Annotated in this window: 16 protein-coding genes; 12 read left to right on the plus strand and 4 right to left on the minus strand. The window is 71.9% G+C overall.

Annotation, left to right across the window (positions count from 1 at the left end; genetic code table 11):
* Positions 1–96 precede the first annotated feature (96 nt).
* From guaB to LV79_RS08200, 4 genes are all read left to right on the plus strand, one after another.
* Complete coding sequence (gene guaB, locus LV79_RS08185; RefSeq protein ID WP_253833739.1) at positions 97–1608, plus strand: IMP dehydrogenase; 1512 nt, start codon at positions 97–99, stop codon at positions 1606–1608.
* A gap of 31 nt (positions 1609–1639) precedes the next feature.
* Positions 1640–2785 carry a GuaB3 family IMP dehydrogenase-related protein gene (locus tag LV79_RS08190; RefSeq protein ID WP_253833745.1) on the plus strand — a complete coding sequence of 382 codons (1146 nt, stop codon included), beginning with the start codon at positions 1640–1642 and terminating at the stop codon, positions 2783–2785.
* Positions 2782–3282: a GNAT family N-acetyltransferase gene (locus LV79_RS08195; RefSeq protein ID WP_253833746.1), complete on the plus strand. Its 501-nt coding sequence runs from the start codon at positions 2782–2784 to the stop codon at positions 3280–3282. The genes LV79_RS08190 and LV79_RS08195 overlap by 4 nt, the downstream gene beginning before the upstream one ends.
* An 80-nt stretch (positions 3283–3362) precedes the next feature.
* Complete coding sequence (locus LV79_RS08200; protein WP_253833747.1) at positions 3363–5087, plus strand: GMC family oxidoreductase; 1725 nt, start codon at positions 3363–3365, stop codon at positions 5085–5087.
* A gap of 51 nt (positions 5088–5138) precedes the next feature.
* Here the strand turns inward: LV79_RS08200 and LV79_RS08205 are convergent, their stop codons facing one another.
* The gene (locus LV79_RS08205) at positions 5139–6695 is read right to left on the minus strand and encodes an FAD-dependent monooxygenase (protein WP_253833748.1); all 1557 of its coding nucleotides are present in this window, start codon (positions 6693–6695) and stop codon (positions 5139–5141) included.
* Positions 6692–7675 carry an MBL fold metallo-hydrolase gene (locus tag LV79_RS08210; RefSeq protein WP_253833749.1) on the minus strand — a complete coding sequence of 328 codons (984 nt, stop codon included), beginning with the start codon at positions 7673–7675 and terminating at the stop codon, positions 6692–6694. The genes LV79_RS08205 and LV79_RS08210 overlap by 4 nt, the downstream gene beginning before the upstream one ends.
* Before the next feature lie 491 nt (positions 7676–8166).
* Between LV79_RS08210 and LV79_RS08215 the strand changes: the two genes are divergently transcribed.
* Genes LV79_RS08215 through LV79_RS08225 form a run of 3 tightly spaced genes read left to right on the plus strand, consistent with a single transcriptional unit; the run spans position 8167 to position 10479 of the window.
* On the plus strand, positions 8167–9420 hold the full coding sequence (locus LV79_RS08215) for an FAD-binding oxidoreductase (protein WP_253833751.1): 1254 nt from the start codon (positions 8167–8169) through the stop codon (positions 9418–9420).
* Positions 9421–9471: 51 nt separating this feature from the next.
* Complete coding sequence (locus tag LV79_RS08220; protein ID WP_253833752.1) at positions 9472–9879, plus strand: universal stress protein; 408 nt, start codon at positions 9472–9474, stop codon at positions 9877–9879.
* A 12-nt stretch (positions 9880–9891) separates the two neighbouring features.
* Entirely contained in the window at positions 9892–10479 is a 588-nt protein-coding gene (locus tag LV79_RS08225) for a pentapeptide repeat-containing protein (protein ID WP_253833762.1), read from the plus strand.
* A gap of 25 nt (positions 10480–10504) precedes the next feature.
* Here the strand turns inward: LV79_RS08225 and LV79_RS34375 are convergent, their stop codons facing one another.
* The gene (locus tag LV79_RS34375; RefSeq protein ID WP_253833764.1) at positions 10505–14299 is read right to left on the minus strand and encodes a glycohydrolase toxin TNT-related protein; all 3795 of its coding nucleotides are present in this window, start codon (positions 14297–14299) and stop codon (positions 10505–10507) included.
* A gap of 119 nt (positions 14300–14418) precedes the next feature.
* Here LV79_RS34375 and LV79_RS08235 point away from each other — a divergent pair, with 119 nt between their 5' ends.
* The 5 genes from LV79_RS08235 to LV79_RS08255 are packed head-to-tail and all read left to right on the plus strand — an operon-like array spanning position 14419 to position 18787.
* Positions 14419–15627 carry an MFS transporter gene (locus tag LV79_RS08235; protein WP_253833766.1) on the plus strand — a complete coding sequence of 403 codons (1209 nt, stop codon included), beginning with the start codon at positions 14419–14421 and terminating at the stop codon, positions 15625–15627.
* A 59-nt stretch (positions 15628–15686) separates the two neighbouring features.
* Entirely contained in the window at positions 15687–16673 is a 987-nt protein-coding gene (locus LV79_RS08240; RefSeq protein ID WP_253833768.1) for a helix-turn-helix transcriptional regulator, read from the plus strand.
* Positions 16664–17620, plus strand: a complete 957-nt coding sequence (locus tag LV79_RS08245) for a DMT family transporter (RefSeq protein WP_253833770.1) — start codon at positions 16664–16666, stop codon at positions 17618–17620. The genes LV79_RS08240 and LV79_RS08245 overlap by 10 nt, the downstream gene beginning before the upstream one ends.
* 13 nt (positions 17621–17633) lie before the next feature.
* Positions 17634–18488, plus strand: coding sequence for a bifunctional methylenetetrahydrofolate dehydrogenase/methenyltetrahydrofolate cyclohydrolase (locus tag LV79_RS08250; RefSeq protein WP_253833772.1), 855 nt, complete (start codon positions 17634–17636; stop codon positions 18486–18488).
* Positions 18485–18787 carry a DUF3017 domain-containing protein gene (locus tag LV79_RS08255; RefSeq protein WP_253833774.1) on the plus strand — a complete coding sequence of 101 codons (303 nt, stop codon included), beginning with the start codon at positions 18485–18487 and terminating at the stop codon, positions 18785–18787. The genes LV79_RS08250 and LV79_RS08255 overlap by 4 nt, the downstream gene beginning before the upstream one ends.
* On the opposite strand, the gene LV79_RS08260 is transcribed toward LV79_RS08255, so the two are convergent.
* On the minus strand, positions 18777–19613 hold the full coding sequence (locus LV79_RS08260) for a helix-turn-helix domain-containing protein (RefSeq protein WP_253833776.1): 837 nt from the start codon (positions 19611–19613) through the stop codon (positions 18777–18779). The two genes, LV79_RS08255 and LV79_RS08260, sit on opposite strands and share 11 nt — an antisense overlap.
* Positions 19614–19683 lie beyond the last annotated feature (70 nt).

Genomic DNA, 19683 nt, shown 5'->3' on the forward strand with positions numbered 1-19683 from the left:
CACCTCGTGGGCTCACGGCGCGGCACCAGGCCACCCCCGAGAACCCCGGTCCGGCCACCGGGACCGCCAGCCGTGCAGGAAGGTCCGCCACCCACCATGACCAGCGAGCTCAACGCTGACGGGGTCCCGCCCAAGTTCGCCACCCTCGGACTCACCTTCGACGACGTGCTGCTCCAACCCGCCCAATCGGATGTGATCCCGAGCACTGTCGACACGTCGACCCGGATCTCGCGCAACGTCACGCTGCGCATCCCGGTCGCGTCGGCGGCGATGGACACGGTCACCGAGGCCAGGATGGCCATCGCGATGGCCCGCCAGGGCGGCATCGGCATCCTGCAGCGCAACCTGTCCATCGAGGAGCAGGCGCGGCAGGCGGAGACGGTCAAGCGCTCCGAGGCGGGCATGGTCACCGACCCGGTCACCTGCTCGCCCGGCGACACCCTCGCCGAGGTGGACGCGATGTGCGCGCGCTACCGCATCTCCGGGCTCCCGGTCACCGACGCCGAGGGCATCCTGGTGGGGATCATCACCAACCGGGACATGCGCTTCGAGGTCGACCACACCCGGCTGGTCAGCGAGGTCATGACCAAGGGCCCGCTGGTCACCGCCCAGGTCGGCGTGTCGGCCGAGGCCGCGCTCGGGCTGCTGCGCCGCCACAAGGTGGAGAAGCTGCCGATCATCGACGGCGACGGCAAGCTGCGCGGCCTGATCACCGTCAAGGACTTCGTCAAGACCGAGCAGTACCCCAACGCCAGCAAGGACCCCGACGGCAGGCTCATCTGCGGTGCCGCGGTCGGCGTCGGCGAGGACGGCTACAAGCGCGCGATGACCCTGTTCGACGCCGGGGTGGACGTGCTGATGGTCGACACCGCCCACGGCCACGGCCGCGCCGTGCTCGACGTGGTGACCAGGCTGAAGAAGGAACTCGGCGACGCGGTCGACGTGGTCGGCGGCAACGTGGCCACCCGCGCGGGCGCGCAGGCCATGGTGGACGCGGGCGCCGACGGCGTGAAGGTCGGCGTCGGCCCCGGCTCGATCTGCACCACCCGGGTGGTCGCGGGCGTCGGCGTGCCGCAGATCACCGCGATCTACGAGGCCTCGCTCGCCGCGGGCCCGGCTGGCGTGCCGGTGATCGGCGACGGCGGCATCCAGTACTCCGGCGACATCGCCAAGGCCATCGCGGCCGGTGCGGACGCGGTCATGCTCGGCAGCCTGCTCGCGGGCACCGCCGAGGCGCCCGGCGAGTTGATCCTGGTCAACGGCAAGCAGTTCAAGTCCTACCGGGGCATGGGCTCGCTCGGCGCGATGCGCTCGCGCGGCGAGGGCAAGTCCTACTCCAAGGACCGCTACGCCCAGGACGACGTGCTCTCCGACGACAAGCTGGTGCCCCAGGGCATCGAGGGCCGCATCCCGTTCCGCGGCCCGCTCGCCAGCGTGGTCCACCAGCTCACCGGCGGTCTGCGCGCGGGCATGGGCTTCACCGGGGCGCGCACCATCGCCGAGCTCAAGCAGGCGCAGCTGGTGCGGATCACCGCGGCCGGGCTCAAGGAGAGCCACCCGCACGACATCACCATGACCGTCGAGGCGCCCAACTACACCACCCGCTGACCTGGTTCAGCGCTCGGAAAGGAACACCCCCGTGCGGGATCTTGTCGACATCGGCATGGGCCGGACCGCCCGCCGCGCCTACGGGCTCGACGAGGTGGAGATCGTGCCGTCGCGGCGCACCCGCTCGTCCAAGGACGTCGCGACCACCTGGCAGATCGACGCCTACCGGTTCGACATCCCGCTGATCACCCACCCGACCGACGCGACCGTCTCGCCAGCCACCGCGGTGGCCGTCGGGGAGCTCGGCGGGCTGGGTGTGATCAATGCCGAGGGCCTGTGGGCGCGGCACGCCGATGTCGAGGACGCGCTGCTGCGGCTGGTCAGCGCGGCCGAGAAGGGCGACGACCCCGGGCTGCTGGTGGCCGAGCTGCAGCGGCTGCACGCGGCGCCGATCCAGGTCGAGCTGATCGCCGAGGCCATCCGGCCGGTCCGCGAGTCCGGGGTGACGGTGGCGGCGCGGGTGAGCCCGCAGCGGGCCGCCGAGCTGACCCCGCACCTGCTGGCCGCCGGGGTGGAGGTGCTGGTCGTGCAGGGCACGATCGTCTCCGCCGAGCACGTGGCCCGCGAGTCCGATGCTGACGACCCGCTGAACCTCAAGCGGTTCATCGCCGACCTGGACGTGCCGGTCATCGCCGGTGGCGTGCACGACTACCGCACCGCGATGCACCTGATGCGCACCGGCGCTGCGGGCGTGATCGTGGGCTACGGGCACTGCGCGGGGATCACGACCACCGACAGCGCGCTGGGGATCGGGACCCCGATGGCAACGGCGATCGTTGACGCTGCCGCCGCCCGTCGGGACTACCTGGACGAGACCGGCGGTAGGTACGTGCACGTGATCGCCGACGGTGACGTGCACGCCAGCGGCGACATCGCCAAGTCCATCGCCTGCGGCGCGGACGCGGTCATGCTCGGCGCGCCGCTCGCGCTGGCCGCCGAGGCGCCGGGGCAGGGCCTGTACTGGACCTCCGCCGCCGCGCACCCGTCGCTGCCGCGCAGCCGGGTGCTGCCGGTCGCCGAGGACGTCGAGGTGGACCTCAAGACCCTGCTGTTCGGTCCGTCCACCGACGCCGACGGCCTGGTCAACCTGTTCGGCGCGCTGCGCAGGTCGATGGCGAAGACCGGGTACTCCGACCTCAAGGAGTTCCAGAAGGTCGGCCTGACGGTCCGCGCATGAGGCGGCTGCTGGCCTCGGGTGGCGGGTTCGGCCTGGCCGAGCCCGCCGAGGGCGAGGTGGAGCGGTTGCGGGCGGAGTCCGACGGCGCGTTCGACGTCGACCCGGACCCGAGGCCGACGTCGCGGCCGGTCGACCTGGACCGCGCGGTCGTCATCGACGTGGCGACCGGCGAGCTGCTCGGCGACGTGAGCTGGCACCTGGTGTCCTACGGGCCGACCCGGGCGTGCTCGGCGTGGAACATGGGGATCGGGCTGCTGCCGTCGGCGCGGGGCCGGGGCGCCGGTGTCGCGGCGCTGCGGTTGCTGGTCGGGCACCTGTTCGCGACGACCGACCTGGACCGGCTGGAGGCGTCGACCGACGTGTCCAACCTGCCCGCCCAGCGGGCGCTGGCCGGGGCAGGTCTGCAGCGGGAGGGCGTCGCGCGGGGTGCGCAGCTGCGTGGCGGCGAGCGTCGGGACATGGTGCTCTACGGCGTCTTGCGGTCCGACGTCGGCTGACGGTGTCGTGTTACCGCCGGTCACAGAAAAGTTGGTCGCGGCTCTAGCCGGGCGCCCGGGGCGGCGCCTAGCCTGGCGGGATGGGCGCGCAACTCACCGGTAACTTGCCGGACTACGACGTCGTGGTGGTGGGTTCCGGTTTCGGCGGCAGCGTGGCCGCGCTCCGGCTGACCGAGAAGGGCTACCGGGTCGCGGTGGTCGAGGCCGGGCGCCGCTTCGCCGACGACGAGTTCGCCAAGACGTCGTGGGACGTGCGCAACTACCTGTGGGCCCCGCAGTTGGGGTGCTACGGCATCCAACGCATCCACCTGCTCAAGGACGTCCTGGTGCTGGCGGGCGCGGGTGTCGGCGGTGGGTCCCTGGTCTACGCGAACACGCACTACCGGCCGTTGAAGCCGTTCTACCAAGACCGGCAGTGGGCGCACATCACCGACTGGGAGTCGGAGTTGGCGCCGCACTACGACCAGGCGACGCGCATGTTGGGCGTGGTCACGAACCCGACGGTGACGCCGTCGGACGAGGTGATGCAGAAGGTCGCCGCCGACATGGGGGTCGCCGACAGCTACCACCCGACGCCGGTCGCGGTGTACTTCGGCTCTCCGGGCAAGAGGGACGCGGACCCGTTCTTCGGCGGTGAAGGCCCTGCGCGCGTTGGCTGTACCGAGTGCGGCTCGTGCATGACCGGTTGTCGGGTCGGCGCTAAGAACACTCTGGTCAAGAACTACCTCTACCTGGCGGAGAAGAACGGCGCGCAGGTCATTCCACTGACGACAGTCACGGCCGTTCGCCCCAACGGGGATGGCTTCGAGCTGGAGCTGCGCAAGACAGGTCGGCGGTCCAAGGAGTTCCGGACCACGATCACGGCGGGGCAGGTCGTCTTGGCCGCGGGGACCTGGGGCACCCAGAACCTGTTGCACGCCATGCGCGATTCCGGTGACCTGCCCGAGCTCTCGCCGCGCCTGGGCGAGCTGACGCGGACCAACTCGGAGGCGATCCTGGGTGCCGGTCGCACCACAGTGGACCCGGCGCACGACTACAGCCGCGGCGTCGCGATCACCTCGTCGTTCCACCCCGACGAGAACACCCACATCGAGCCGGTGCGCTACGGCAAGGGCAGCAACGCGATGAGCCTGCTGCAGACCCTGGCGACCGACGGCTCCTCGCCGGTGCCGCGCTGGCGCCAGGCCCTGCGGTACGCGCTGCGCCACCCGATCCTGACGACCCGGCTCCTGCAGGCCTACCGCTGGAGCGAGCGCACGGTGATCCTGCTGGTGATGCAGAGCCTGGACAACTCCATCACCACCTACACCCGGCCCGGCTGGTTCGGCCGCCGCAAGTACACCTCGCGCCAGGGCCACGGCGAGCCCAACCCCTCGTTCATCCCGGCCGGGTACGAGGCCAACCAGCTCACCGCCAAGCACATCTCCGGCCTGCCCGGCGGCACCTGGGGCGATCTGGCCAACATCCCGCTCACCGCGCACTTCATCGGCGGCTGCCCCATCGGCGCCACCCCGCAGGACGGCGTCCTGGACCCGTACCACCGCGTGCACAACTACCCGGGCCTGTCCGTCGTCGACGGCTCGGCCATCACCGCCAACCTCGGCGTGAACCCCTCGCTCACCATCACCGCCCAAGCCGAACGGGCCTTCTCGCTGTGGCCCAACAAGGGCACCGCGGACCAACGCCCGGCGCAGGGCACCCCATACCGCCGCGTCCAGCCCACAGCCCCGCGCTCGCCCGCCGTGCCCGCCACCGCGCCCGCCGCCCTGCCCTTGGCAGACATCTCCCGCCATCAGCCGAGCTAGTGGCCCGCAGGCGCTCCCGAACCACCGGTACTCGTCGGGAGCGCCCGCGGTTCACACCGTCTCGACCACCCACCCGGTAGCTCGCCGGATGGCGTCGTGCGGTGACTCGGCGCTCGGGAGGACCGCCGCGATGAAGCCGTCCGGGCGGACCAGTACCGCCCCGCCCGCCGGGATCTCCAGTGCGGTCTGGTCCGCGGGTAAGACGACGACCCGCAAGTCGTGCGCCGGATCCGCTGGGTCTGCCGTCTCGTCGGGCGCCTGTCCGTCGAGCACCAGGAGCGTGAACCGCGGCCCCAGGTGGTCCCGCAGTCGGCTGCCGTCCGGGAAGGCGAAGTCCGGGCACAGCACACCGGGCAGCGGTGGCCGGGGGACGCCTGCCTCGCGCGGGAAGCGGGCGATCTCGTCGGCCGGGGCGGCAGTCGTGAGGGGGGAGTCCAGGTACCAGTACGGCTCGGACAACTTGCCGCTGTCGATCTCGGCGCGGGCGGCGGGATCGGTGACGCTGCGCTCCAGGATGTCGCGGCGGCGGGTCCACTCGTCCTCGTCGGCCGGGCAGAGGAAGCGCATGGTGGTGCTGGTGACCCGGAGGTTCTCGTCGGTGGCCGGGCCGCGCTCCAGGTCGTAGCTGTCCAGCAGCCCCGGGCCGCCCCAGCCGCGCCGGATGGCGGCGATCTTCCAGGCGGCGTTCTCCACGTCGGCGATGCCGGAGTTCATCCCCCGGGCGCCGAACGGGCTCATGATGTGCGCCGAGTCGCCCGCGAGCAGCACCCGGCCCTGCCGCATGGTCGGCACGCGGCGCTGGTGGAAGCGGTAGAGGGAGGCCCAGACCAACTCGTAGTCGATGTCGCCGATGACGGTGCGGATGCGCTTGTCCAGGTCGCCGTTGGCCTGCTCGGCGGCCAGGTCGTACTCGTCGGGCACCTGCCAGTCGATGCGCCACACCGAGTCCGGCTGGGGGTGCAGCAGCGCCTGCCGACCGGGGTTCCACTCCGGGTCGAAGTAGAACCGGCGCTCGGGCATCGGGAAGTCGAACCGGGCCCGGATGTCGGTGATCAGGAACTTGTCGCCGAAGGAGTGGCCCTCGAACGGGATGCCCAGCAGCTTGCGCAGCGTCGAGCGGTTGCCGTCGGCCGCGATGCAGTGCGACCCGCGCACCTCCTCGACCCCGGCGGGGCCCTCCACGGTGAGGGTGACCCCGTCGTCGTCCTGGCTGACGTCGACCGCCTTCGTGCGGTAGCGCAGGTCGATCAGCGGCTCGGCCAGCACCCGCCGCTCCAGGACGTGCTCGATGCTGTTCTGCGGCGTGTTCACGAACGGCGGGAAGTGCCCCGGCGCGGGCTCGGGCAGCTTCATCGAGAACACCTCGTGCTCCCGGTAGAAGATCCGCCCCGAGTACCAGGTGACGCCGAGGCCGACCACGTCGTGGCCTGCGCCGACCCGCTCCAGCACGTCCAGCACGTCGCGCTGCACGCAGATCGCCCGGCTGCCCTCCAGCATCCGGCCGGGCAGCGCGTCGACCACCACGCTCGGCACCCCGTGCCTGGCCAGCACGAGCGCCCCGGTCATGCCGACCGGGCCCGCGCCGACGATGAGGACTGGCTCGGTCACCGCTGCTCCTCCTGCTGCCCGTCCTCCTGGAGGGCGGCCCAGACCTCGCGGTCGCGCTCGGCGGTCCAGACGACCGGCCAGTCGGTGCCGTCGAGCTCGTCCCAGTAGCGCTGCACGTCGAAGGGCAGGCAGTGCTCGAAGATCGGCCACCGGCCGTACTCCGGCTCGAGCGCGGTGTGCGTGGCGCGGAACGCCTCGGCGACCGTGCCGCCCCTGCCGTGCACCTCGCCGACGATGCGGCGCAGCTCGTCGAGGAAGTGCCTGCTCTGCGCGATGGCGGCGGCCACCTCGGCCCGGCCGGTGGCGACCGCGCCCCGGCCGCCGACGAGCACCTCGGCGTCGAACTCGGCCACCCGGTCCAAAGTGGAGGTCGCCCAGTCGTCGTGGAACGCGTCGCCGGTGTAGAGCGCTGCCCTGGCCTCCACCAGGTCACCGGCGAAGAGGATCTTGTGCTTGGGCAGCCAGGCGACGATGTCGCCCGCGGTGTGCCCGCGCCCGCAGTGCGCCAGCACCAGATCGCCCCGGTCGCCGCCGAGCGGGATGACCAGCCGGTCGGTGAAGGTCAGCGTCGGCCAGGTCAGACCGGGGACGCTCTCGGGCTCCTCGAACAGCCGGGGCATGCGGCCGAACTCGCTCGCCCAGTCCGCCTCGCCGCGCTCGGCGATGAGCGTGCGGGTGGTCTCGTGCGTCACGATCTCCTGGGCGTCGAACGCGCTGGCGCCCAGCACCCGGACCGCGTGGTAGTGGCTGAGCACCAGGTAGCGCACCGGTTTGCCGGTGCGCTCGCGCAGCTGGTCTAGCCAGCGGCGCGCGGCGACCGGCGTGGCCCTGGCCTCGAAGCAGACCAGGAAGTCCTCGCCCTCGATGGCGCCGACGTTGGGATCGCCCTCCGCGGTCAACGCGTAGACGCCGTCGGCCAGCTCGGTGAAGGTCTCGACTTTGCGCTCGAGATCGGCGCTGGATGCGAATGACTTTGTCACCTTCGCCACCCTGCCACCGGTGGGCGCCCGGGTACAGGGCTCGCGTTGACCTGTGGACAACTCGGGGCGTTGTGGACACCTGGTCTGGACCAAGGTGGATCACAATGCGGTCCCGGGTCTGGGTTCCACCGCCCGCCCAGTGTCTACTGGGACCGTGTCGGACCAGGTAGCGCTATGCGGGATGGCCGCGGGAGTGGTGTGATCAGACAGGTGTGATCGGGAACACTTGGGGAGGTCGGGGAGTGTTCAGCAGGAGGGCTTTTCTGCGGGCCGCGGGCGTCGGCGCGGCTGTCACGGCGGTGTCGTGTTCGGGGAACGAACAACCAGGGGCAGCGCCACCGACGACCACTGCCAGTGCGCCGCCCGTGTCGACGAGTGCGCGGCCTTCGGCAGTTCCTCCTGACTTCGACGGGTTGCGCAAACGGCTTGGCGGTGCGTTGCTGCAAGTCAGCGACAAGGGGTACGCCGAGGCCCGTCGATCGTTCAACCCTGTGTACGACCAGCGCGCGCCCGCCGCTGTGGCGATGTGCGGCACCACCGACCACGTACAGGCCTGCATTGCCCTAGCCAGGGACTCTTACCTCCCGATCGCCGCCCGTAGCGGTGGCCACAGCTACGCCGGGTACTCCGCCCCCGATGGTGGTCTTGTCGTCGACCTGCGTGGAATGTCCGCAGTGGACGTTAGGCCTGACGGGACCGCTGTCATCGGTGCGGGCGCGCGCCTCATCGACGTCTACACCGCCTTGGCGGCCGCCGGTCGTTGCCTGCCTGCGGGTACCTGTCCCACGGTGGGCATCGCAGGCTTGACCCTCGGTGGCGGCCTCGGCGTGCTCACCCGCAAGTACGGCCTGACCTGCGACCGGCTCGTGTCGGCTCAGGTCGTCACGGCCGACAGCGTTGTCCGCACCGCGACGCCCAGCAACGAGCAGGACCTCTATTGGGCGCTGCGTGGTGGTGGCGGTGGCAACTTCGGCATCACGACCTCGTTCACCTTCTCCACCGAACCTGCCCCGTCGGTCACGGTCTTCCAACTCGGCTTCACCGACGGCGCGGCGGCCGTGGTCGGCGCGTGGCAGCAGTGGACCGCGAAGGCGCCCGACGAACTGTGGTCCACCGTCGTCATCACCGGCGGCCGCACCCCGACCGCCCGGCTCACCGGTTGCTTCGTCGGCCCCCAGTCCGGGCTCAACCCGCTGCTGGACGAGTTCATCGCCGCTGCGGGGAAACCTGCCAACCGGTTGGTGCAGCAGAAGTCCTACCTCGACGCGATGCGCTTCTTCGCGGGTTGCGCCCACAGCCAGTGCACCGTGGACTCCTCGCCTAGAGCTACCTTCGCGGCGTCGTCACGGATCCTGTCCGAGCCCGTCGCCGACCCGGCCGCCCTGGTCGACGTCCTCGACGGCCGCACCGACATGGACCTGCTGCTGGACTCCCTCGGTGGCGCTGTGTCCAGAGTGGACCCGTCCGCGACCGCGTTCCCCCACCGCGACGCGCTCGGCACCATCCAGATCTACCAGAAGACCACAGTGGACAAACACGAGGCAGCGGCAAGAGCGGTCGCCCAGGTCCGCGACGCGCTCGGTCGGATCGGCGCTAGAGGCGGCTACGTCAACTACATCGAGACAGCCATGCCTGACTGGGGTACCGCCTACTACGGACCGAACCTGAGCAGGCTGGACAGCGTCGCCCGCCGCTACGACCCCGACGTCGTCTTCGGCTTCGCCCAGTCGATCCACCGCACCTGAACCAGGTCAATCCACGCCAAGCCCACGGCGACCACCCTACGATCTACAGGTGTGAAGGACGGGCTGACGACCATCGTCGTCGGGGTCGACGGCAGCCAGGCCTCGCTCAACGCGTTCGCGTGGGCAGCCGGGTTGGCCCGCCGTGAACACGCCCGACTCGTGCTCGTCTTCGTAGAGCAGTTGGCCAATCCCGCGTACTGGACTGGCGTTGGCATTACCGGTGCGCGTGAGGCCGCCGAGGCATATGCCGATGAGCTTCGCCTAGACGCGACCCGCTACCTCGACCCGATAGGCGTGCCTTGGGAGGTCGTGCACATCACCGGGGATCCTGCGCGCGGCATAGAGTCCGCTGCCGAGCAGGCGGGCGCGGATTGCGTCGTCGTCGGGCGGTCCCGCCACGGCAGGGTCACCCGCACGCTCATCGCCGACGCCGCACGCCCAGTTGTCGTAGTGCCGTGACACGCTGAGCGGGTGGAGACGACCGGTGAGGACTTCAGCGAGACCGACCTGCACGAACAGCACTGGGAGCAGCGGACTTTCACCGCGTGCGACTTCACCGGTGCCGACCTGCGCGGTGTGACCACCACCGGCTGCGTGTTCGTGGACTGCACGTTCACCCGGGCCGACTTCGGTGAGTCGGTCCACCGCACGTCCGCGTTCCGCAACTGCGTGTTCGACCGCACGACCCTCACCGACAGCGAGTTCACCGGCTGCTCGCTGATCGGCTCCACCTTCACCGACGTCCGGCTCCGCCCCATCACGCTGCGCGACACCGATCTCACCCTGGTCAGCCTCGCCCGGGCCGCGTTGCCCAAGTCGACGCTGCGCGGGCTGCGCTTCCGCGAGGCCAACCTGATGGAGACGGACCTGCGCGAGTCCGACCTGCGCGACTGCGACCTCAGCGGCGCCCGCCTGGCAGGCACCAAGCTCGACAAGGCAGACCTGCGCGGCGCGCGGCTCGACGCCAACGGCCTGGTCGCGGCCTCCCTGCGCGGCGCCAGGGTCGACCTCGACACCGCCATCGCGTTCGCCGCCGCCCACGGCCTGGTCATCGACTGACCGGGTGGGCGGCGGCGACCGCGAATCACGGCAGCGTCGGCGCGTCCCTGTCGTCGACCTCGACCAGGTTCCCGTGGTCGAGCAGTTCCCCGATGGACCGCTTGAGCAGGTAGGCGACCCCACCGCCCGGCTGGTCGAACCACGGGATGGCGACCCCGGTCAGCGCCTCGGTCGGCTTGACCACCCGGTACGCGCGGTACGGGCGGTTCACCCACTCGGGGACCAGCGAGCGCCGCTCGAACGGCGTGCCCGCGGCGTAGGTCAGGTTGCCCATCGGCTCGCCGTAGCGGTCGATCTCGGTACCGGGGGGCAGCTCCATCAGCTGCTTGCCGCGGAACAGGGTCAGCGGCGGCTCGCCGGGCCGGGGCTGGATCGGCCAGTCCTGCGGCTTGCGGCCGGTCGGCTCGGTCCGGTTCGTCACCGGCTCCGGGCGGTGCCCACCCGGTTCGGGGCGGGTCGGCAGCGGCTCGGGGCGGTGCGGCACCGGCTCGGCGCGCAGCGCGGCAGGCTCGGGACGGCGCACGGCCGGTTCCGGCTTGCGCTGCAACTGCCTGGGCTGCGCCCGGCGCGGGGTGAAGTCGTCGTCATCGTCGTCGAACACCGGGGCGGGCGCGGCGACGGTGGCGGGCTGCTCCGGGCGCCGCGGCGGCGTGAACAGGTCCGAGGGCCGGGCCGCCTCCAACTCGGCGAGCGACGCCTGCACCGTCGACGGACCGGGGTCCTGCGGCGGCGCGGGCGTGGACGTGGCGGCGTTGTCGAGCAGGATCTTGCCCAGCAGGAACGCCGACGCGTCCGCGACGTCCTCGAACACCGCGGGCGCCACGTACCGCTCGTCGAACCAGCCGACCCGCCAACCCTCGCCGGTCTGCTCCATCGTCCACGCGGCCTCGGACGGCGACCCCATCCGGTACCGCGAAGGCGAGACCCCGAGGTCGGTCAACCGCGACCGCAACCGGGCCACGACCTCGGCGGCGGGCCCCTGCGACGGTAGTGCTGCCGCCGGTGGGGTCCGCATGTCCTTGGTGGCGGACTCCCTGGGCGGGGCGAACTCCTGCTGGGCAGGCTCTACCGCGACTAGCGGCTGTTCCGCCCGGACAGGCTCAACCACGACCGGATCAGAAGCGGCCTGGGACGGCGCCTGCTCACCCTGCCACCCGGCTGAGGCCTCGTTGGCCTGCTGACGGGACGAACCGTTCTGCTCGGGCTGCCAGGTCGGCTCCTGCTGCCAGGGCGTCTCGGGGACGTTCTGGTCCTGCTGCCAGCCGGCCTGGCGTGCGCCCTGCCCGTGCGCGATGTCCGCCTCGGGGGTGTCCTGCCAGGTCGACTGCTCCGGCTGCCAGGGCTGTGTGGTCTCCACCGCCGGGGGAGCCTGCTCGGCGGGCTGCCACGGGGTGTCCTGCTGCCGCGCGGCCTCGGCCTGCTCCGGCTGCCAGGGCGCGTCCTGCCCGCGTGCGGGCTCGGCCTCCGGCACCGCGGGCTGCCAGGGCGCCTCGCTGGGCGCCTCGGCCTCCTGCCAGCGCGCCGGGGGCTGGATGTCCTGCTCGCGGTTCGCGACGGGCTGGTCGGCCGTGTCGACCTGGCGCTCTTGCTGCCACGGCGCGCTGGGCTGCTCGGGCTGCCAGCCAGCGGTCGGCTCCGCCTGCTGGGCGTTCTGCTCGGGCTGCCACGCGGGTGCGGCTGGCTGCTCAGTCCAGGGCTCGGCGGGCTTCTGCTCCGCAGGCTCCCAGGTAGGCGTAGCTGCCTCTGGGGCGTTCGGCTGCCACGCGGGCTCTTGGGCTACCGGCTGCCACGGGGCCGCAGGGGCCTCCGGCTCCTGGGCCGCCTCTGGCTGCCATGGTGCGCTCGGCTGCTCTGGAACCTCGGGGGCCTGCTGCCACGGCGCGCGCTCCGCCGTGTCGTCCTCCAGGTCCGGCTTCCAGTGCGCCGTGGGCTGGTCGGCGTGACCCGCGGGCTGCCACGGCGCCTGCTTCGCGTCAGCGGGCTGTTCCGGCTGCCAGGACGGGTTCGCCTGGGCAGGTGCGTCGACAGGCTCCGGCTGCCAGGACGGGGTGGACTCGCTCTGCTGGTGAGCACCGGCCTCCGCCGGGCGGTCTTGCTGCCAGGGGGCGTCAGACTGGGTTTCGGGTTGCCACGGCGCGGTGGCCTCTGCCTGGGCTTCCTCGGCCTCTTGCGCTGCCGGTTCTGGCTGCCACGCGGGGGTCTTATCGGCCTCCGGCGCGCGCTGCCACGGCGCTACCGCCTGCTCCGGCTGCCAGGGCGCTGCGGGCTCCGGCTGCTCCTTAGCCTGCTCAGCGGGCTGCCACGAGTTAGCGCTAACGGGCTGCTGCTCGGCCTGCCACGGCGTGTCGGTCTGCGCGGGTGCGCTGGGCTGCTCCGGCGCCTCAGCGGCCTCCGGCTGCCACGCCTGGGCGGGCTGCTCGGCCTGCTGCCACGGCGCCGGTGCCGCGGGCTGCGCCGCCCACGGCGTGTCGGACTCGGCCACCACCGGGGGCGTCGGGACCGTCTCGTCGACCTCGGGGTGCCACGGCGCGGTGTCCTCCAGCGGGGACTTCTCCGCCACCGGGCGCATGCCCTTCGCGGTGTCCTCCGGCTCGTCCGCGCGCTCCCACGGCGCCTGCTCCGGGGCATGCGAGTGGCCGTTGCGCGGGGTCTCGGCCGCGTCCTCGCCCTTGGGCGCCCACGGCGACTCCGGCTTGTCCTCCGGCTCGGCCTCGGCCGAGGCCGGCGACTCGGCGTCCGCGGGGGTGCGCGACCACGGCGGCGGGTTCTCCAGGTTCACCGGCGCGGGGCTGAACGCGTCGAAGGTAGTCCCGAACGGGCCCATCTCCTCCTTCGGCGCGGCGACCGCGCCCCGCTCACCAGCGGCGACGAACGCGTTGGCGACGTCAGAGGTATCAGGTAGCGCTGCCGGAGCACCGGCCGCGACCTTGGGCTGGACCGCGCGCGGGTCAGGCAGCCGGGGCACCTCGGCCTCGACCGGCGCCGCGCCGTTGACCTGCACCGGGCGGGGCGGCCGTCCGCGGTTGAGGAAGGCGGCCGCGTTAGCCCTGACGTGCTCCTCGACGTCGGGCAGCGTGAACTCCGTGCGGCGGATGTGGTCGACCAGTTCCGGCTCGGGGGCCACACCGTGCGCACGCAGGTAGTAGTTGACCGCGGCGGGCCAGATCCAGCTGCCGTCGGTGTGGAAGGCCACCGGCACGCTCTGGCGGCCCTCGTCGTCGAGGTGGTCGGTGTCCAGACCGCGGTGCGGTAGTGCCAACGGCGCCTCGTCCAGGAACCGCAGCAGCGCCTCGCGCTCGGTGTCGTCGACCTGCGGCCGGTTGACCAGGGGGCGGCCGTTGGGGCCCTTGCCGTCGAAGATGCGCGCGACCCGGAACGGCGGCTTCAGCGCGGCCAGCCTGCGCGCCAGCCACTCCGGCACGTTCTCCTCGTCCCTGGGGAAGATCCGCAGGTCGTCGGCGAAGGCGGGCGGCGGGGGCGGCTGGATCCACTTCGGCTCGTCGCGGTCGTACTCCAGGTTGTAGGCCGAGGGCTGGTCGAGCTGGTAGCGCGCGTTGAACCAGGTGCCCCTGCCCTCGCGGTACATGCCCGCGCGCAGCCTGCTGAACAGCATGGTGATGTCCGGGGAGACCGGCAGGTCCTCGGCGCCGTCCTTGTCCTGCACGGTGACCTGGCCCATGGTCTCCATGTACCGGCCGGTGGCGCGGTACTCGACCACGATCGACGCCCACCGCTGCGGGGCGACCCGCAACAGCGCCAGCCCGATCTGCTTGACCAGGGCGTCCTGTTCGGTCGGGTTCAGCTGCGTCGGTAGTGCCACGGTCACATCTTCTCCTGGGGGCATGCCTTCGGCATACGGTGGATCGAGCGGTACCGGTCTGCCAGCGACAATGACATACCGTTATCCCCCTGTCGGGGGTGTGGGGCAGAGTTGCCCACGTGCTGGGCCCATATCGTCAACTCCTCACCGTCCGCGGACTGCCGAGCGTGTTCGTCTGGTCACTGCTGGGCCGACTGCACCTACCTGGCACCGCGCTGGCCACCACTTTCCTCATCGCCGGGTGGACTGGTTCTTACATCGCATCGGGTGTCGTCGGGGGTCTCTACACGGTGGGTGTAGCCGTTGGTGGCCCGTTGCGGGGTAGATCTGCCGACCAGGGTGACCCGGCACGCCTCATGATCGCCATTTCACTCGCCTACGCGACCGGTCTCACAGTGCTCGCGTTCACGCCCTCGCTGGTCGCGGCGGCGTGGTGGCCGATAGCCGCCGTGATCGGTTTGGTCACTGGACTAGCCCAGCCCCCGGTGACCCAGATCGCTAGGGCTGCCTGGCCCAGGTTGACCGATGACCCTGCCGCGCGCAGGTCAGCGCTAACTGTCGAGTCCACCCTCCAGGAGTTGCTCTGGGTGGTCGGGCCGGTGCTCATCGCGGCAGTGGTCGCGTTCGGGGGCGGCACGGCGGGGGTCCTCACCTGCGCGGGCCTCGCGCTGGCGGGCTCGGTCGGCTTCGCGGTGGCCCTGCACCGAGCGGGCCTGCGCGAGCCCATCGCGCTCGAGCACCGGATCGCGGGCTCGGTCCTGAAGGCGCACGGCGTGCGGGCCGCGCTGGTCATGAGCCTCTGCGTCATCGCCCCGCTGATCGTCGTGGACATGGCCGTGGTCGCCTGGGCGCGCGACTTCGGCACCCCCGCGGCCGCCGGTGCGCTGGTGGCCGTCTGGTCGATCGGGTCGCTGGTGGGCGGCCTCGTCGTCGGGGCGCGGTCGGCCCCGCCCCGGTTGGCGCTGCGGATCGTGCTGATGGCCCTCGGGCTGGCCGCGCTCGTCCTGGTCCTACCGCCGGTCGCGGACGGGTCGGCCTGGGTGATCGGGATCGTGCTCGCGGTCGGCGGGGTGGCCGTAGCGCCCGCGCTGGCGGCCTCGAACGTGCGCATCGGTGAGTTGGCACCCGCGGGCCGCACCGCGGAGGTGTTCGGCTGGGTGATGACAGCGGCCACGCTGGGCTCCGCGATCACCTTGCCGATCGCCGGGTGGCTGCTCGACCACGTCGGTCCCGCCGCGGCCGCTGGGGCCGCCGCGGCACTTGCCCTGGCCGCCGCCTGCTTCGCCCTGGCGGTGCCCGATCCCAGCAGGCAGCCGAGCACGACGTGACATTTGTGTCAACGTCACATCTGTGCCAACCTGCTGCGGCCCCACCAGGAGGAACCACCATGTCCGACGGCGACCTCGCGCCGCACCTGAGCAGGCTGGGCCTGCCGGACGACGAGATCCGCGCATACCTCTACCTGCTGCGCACCGGTCCGTCCACGATCGACCAGGTCTCCATCGGCCTCGCCGAACCGATCGACATCGTCACCCCCGCCGTGCGCACCCTCGTGGACGCGGGCCTGGTCGGGACCGGTGGGGCGGATGGCCGGATTGTGACTCCGGTCCCACCCGCGAGCGGGCTGCAGATCCTCAGCCGCCGCCGCGAGTCCGAATTGGAGCAGGCGCGGGTAGCCACGCTCAACGCCTACGACACGTTCCGGCGCGCGGTGTCCCCCCAGCGCACGGACGACCTCATCGAGGTCGTCACCGGTACGGCCATCGCGCAGCGCATCCAGCAGATGGAGCTGAGCGCGCGCAAAGAGATCCGCAGGCTTGACTCGCCGCCGTACTTCACCGAGGGGCACGTCAACAACGCCGAGATGGAGCAACTCGCCCGCGGTGACGTGACTTACAAGGTCGTGTACGCGCGAGCGGCCATAGAGGACCCTGGGCGCTACGCCCAGAACATCCAGCCTTGTGTCGCCGCGGGGGAGCAGGCTCGAGTGCTCCCAGAGGTGCCGGTGAAGCTGACTATCGTTGACCAGCAGTTCGCCACGGTGTCACTACCGGTCGCGGAGGCCGATGTGAACCGCTCGCTTCTAGTCGTGCGCCCCAGCAGTCTCCTGTCAGCGCTGATCGGCCTGTTCGAGGCGTCGTGGCGGTTGGCCGTACCGCTGCACGCTGGCGCTAGAGCCCCCTCGCCGGTCCAACCCATAGAGCAGCGTTTGCTGGGTCTACTCGCGGCAGGCGCCAACGACGACTCCATCGCCCGGCAGCTCGGGGTGAGCCGCCGGACCGTCTTCCGCCACCTCCAGCGCCTGATGGACCACGCGGGCGCGACCTCCCGGTTCCAGTTAGCCGTCCACGCGGTCCGCCACCGATGGATCTAGCCACCCGGCCGGCGCTGGCCCGCGCGGCGGCCGTTCTGATCACCTGCCTCGGCGGGGTCGGCCTGGCGACGCAGAGCCGGGTCAACGGCCAGCTCGCCGCCCACCTGCGCGACGGACTGGTCGCCGCGCTGGTCTCGTTCCTCGTCGGCCTGGTCATCCTGGTCGTCGGCGTGCTGGCGATCCCGAGCGCTCGGGCGGCCATCCCGAAGGTCGCGCTGGCCGTGCGGGAGCACCGGCTGCGGCCGTGGCAGTGCCTCGGCGGCGCGGCGGGCGCGTTCTTCGTGACCGCGCAGGGGCTGACCGTCGCGGCGCTCGGCGTGGCGATGTTCACCGTGGCCGCGGTGTCCGGGCAGGTCCTCAGCGGCCTGCTGATGGACCGCGCGGGCATCGGGCCGGGTGGTCCCCGGCCGATCACCCCGACCAGGGCCATCGGCGCCGTGCTCGCGGTCGTCGCGGTCACCGCTGCCGTCTCCGACGAGTTCGACTCGCCGTCACGGCTGTGGCTGTCGCTGATCCCCGCCGCCGCGGGCCTCGGTCTGGGCTGGGCGCAGGCGGTCAACGGGCGGGTGAGTGCGGCTTCCGGGAGTGTCAGCGTCGCCACGCTGGTCAACTTCGGGATCGGGACTGTCGCGTTGGCGTTGGCCTGTGCGGTTGACGTTCTCGTGCGCGGACTCCCGGCAGGCTTACCGTCCAACGCGATCCTCTACGTCGGTGGAGCGTTAGGAGTCATCGGCGTCTCCGCGAGCGTCTTCGCCGTCCGGTACATCGGTGTGCTCATGGTCAGCCTGGGCATGATCTCCGGTCAGCTCGCGGGCGCTGTCCTGTTCGACCTGACCGGGCCGGGCATCGAACCGGCGACCGCGGTCGGTGTCGTGGTCACGCTCCTGGCCGCCGGGGTGGCCGCGCTGCCCAGTGGGCGCCGGCTGAGGGGGACGACGGCGCAGTGAGAGGATGACCGCCGTGACCGCGACGATCCTTGACGGCAAGGCCACCCGCAACGCGATCCTCGACGAGCTCCGCGTGCGGGTCGCCGCCCTCGCCGAGCGCGGCGTCGTCCCCGGCCTGGGCACTGTGCTCGTCGGCGACGACCCCGGCTCGCACGCCTACGTGCGCAGCAAGCACAACTTCTGCAAGAAGATCGGCCTCAACTCGATCCGCCGCGACCTGCCCGCGCACACCACGCAGGCCGAACTCGAAGCGGTCATCGATGAGCTGAACGACAACCGCGACTGCACCGGCTACCTCGTGCAGTTGCCGCTACCGGGTCACCTCGACCAGGGCCGCGTCTTGGAGCGGATCGACCCGGCCAAGGACTCCGACGGCCTGCACCCGGTCAGCCTGGGCAAGCTCGTCCTGGGCGACTCAGGTCCGCTGCCATGCACTCCCGTTGGCATTGTCGAGCTGCTGCGCCGCTACGACGTACCGCTGGCGGGCGCGCGCGTCACCGTCGTCGGCCGTGGCGTCACCGTCGGCCGCCCCCTCGGGCTGCTGCTGACCCGCCGCAGCGAGAACGCCACCGTGACCCTGTGCCACACCGGCACCAAGGACCTCGCCGCCGAGGTCCGCCGCGCCGACATCGTGGTCGCCGCCGCGGGCAACGCCGGTCTCATCACCGCCGACATGGTCAAGCCCGGTGCCGCCGTGCTCGACGTCGGCGTCACCCGCACCGACGCGGGCCTGGTCGGCGACGTCCACGACGACGTGCGCGAGGTCGCGGGCTGGCTGGCCCCGATGCCCGGCGGCGTCGGCCCGATGACCATCGCGATGCTGCTGCGCAACACCGTCGAGGCGGCGGAGCGGGGCCTGCGCGCGTGAACGACGGCCCGCAGCGGGGCGGCAAGCACCCCGTGCTGGTGCACCTGCCGTTCGCCCTGGTGATGGCCGTCGTCGTGCTCGGCCTGGTGCGGATCATCCAGTTCTCCTGGCGCGAGGGCACGGTGTGGATCGGCCTCGCGCTGCTGCTCGCCGCGGGCCTGCGGGCCCTGCTGCGCGACGAGCAGGCCGGACTGGTCGCCATCCGCGGCCGGGCCGTGGACGTGCTGCTCTACGGCCTGTTCGGGGTCGTGGTGATCGCGGTCGCGCTGACCATCGAGGGCGGCTGGCTCAGTCGTTGAGCCCGCCCAACTCGGCGATCATCCTGGTGGACGCCGCCTCGTCCAGCGCGACGCTGAGCAGCTCCACCACCACCTGGTCGTAGCGCTTGACCTCGACCGGGTCCTCCACGAACAGGCTCGACGTGCGGTTCTCCAGCAGCACCAGCGCGCCGCGGCCGTGGAACTGCAGCCGCCGGAACGACCCGCGCAGCCCGGGGTGGCCGTGGCCGAGCCGGGGCACGACCCGGATCGTCACGTCCGGTTTCGTCCCCGCCTCCACCAGGTACCGCAACTGCCCGCGCATGACCTCGCGCCCGCCGACGACCGTGCGCAGCGCCGTCTCGGTCAGGATCGCGTAGTAGCGCGGCGGCTGCGGCTTGCGCAGGATCGCCTGGCGCCGGATCCGCTCGGTGGTGCGGTCCTCGATGGCGGGCTCCTCGACCATGTCGACCTCGCGCAGCACCGCCTGGGCGTAGGGCACGGTCTGCAGCAGCGCCGGGACGAGCATCGCCTGGTAGTCGACCAGCATCTCCGCCTTCGACTCCAGCACGCGCAGCGTCGCCGACGGCCGTTGCTCCGGCCACGCGGTCGGCTCGGTGGCGTCGCGGGCCAGCGCGACCAGGTCGTCGCGGCGCGCGTCGCGCACCCCGTAGATGGCCAGCAGCGCTTCGACGTCATCGAGCTTGTGCGGGCGGCGGCCGTTCTCCAACCTGCTCAGCTTCGAGGTGCTGATCCCGGTCTTCGAGGTCACCTCGGCCAGGCTCATCCCCGCCGTCTCGCGGTGTCGGCGCAATTCCTCCCCGAGCAGTTCTAGCCGGACAGTGGTGTCCGCGGTGTGCAGCGTCACCCGGCCATGATCCGGCCGCGCGCGGTCACATACCCACAGGTAGGGGGCCTTGTCGGGGCAAGTCCACCCG

Source organism: Actinokineospora globicatena, from assembly GCF_024171945.1.
Taxonomy (GTDB): Bacteria; Actinomycetota; Actinomycetes; order Mycobacteriales; family Pseudonocardiaceae; genus Actinokineospora; species Actinokineospora globicatena.

Coding starts and splice junctions, on each gene's coding strand:
- LV79_RS08195 (WP_253833746.1), top strand. CDS start 2,782: ATGAGGCGGCTGCTGGCCTCGGGTGGCGGGTTCGGCCTGGCCGAGCCC.
- guaB (WP_253833739.1), top strand. CDS start 97: ATGACCAGCGAGCTCAACGCTGACGGGGTCCCGCCCAAGTTCGCCACC.
- LV79_RS08240 (WP_253833768.1), top strand. CDS start 15,687: ATGTCCGACGGCGACCTCGCGCCGCACCTGAGCAGGCTGGGCCTGCCG.
- LV79_RS08245 (WP_253833770.1), top strand. CDS start 16,664: ATGGATCTAGCCACCCGGCCGGCGCTGGCCCGCGCGGCGGCCGTTCTG.
- LV79_RS08200 (WP_253833747.1), top strand. CDS start 3,363: ATGGGCGCGCAACTCACCGGTAACTTGCCGGACTACGACGTCGTGGTG.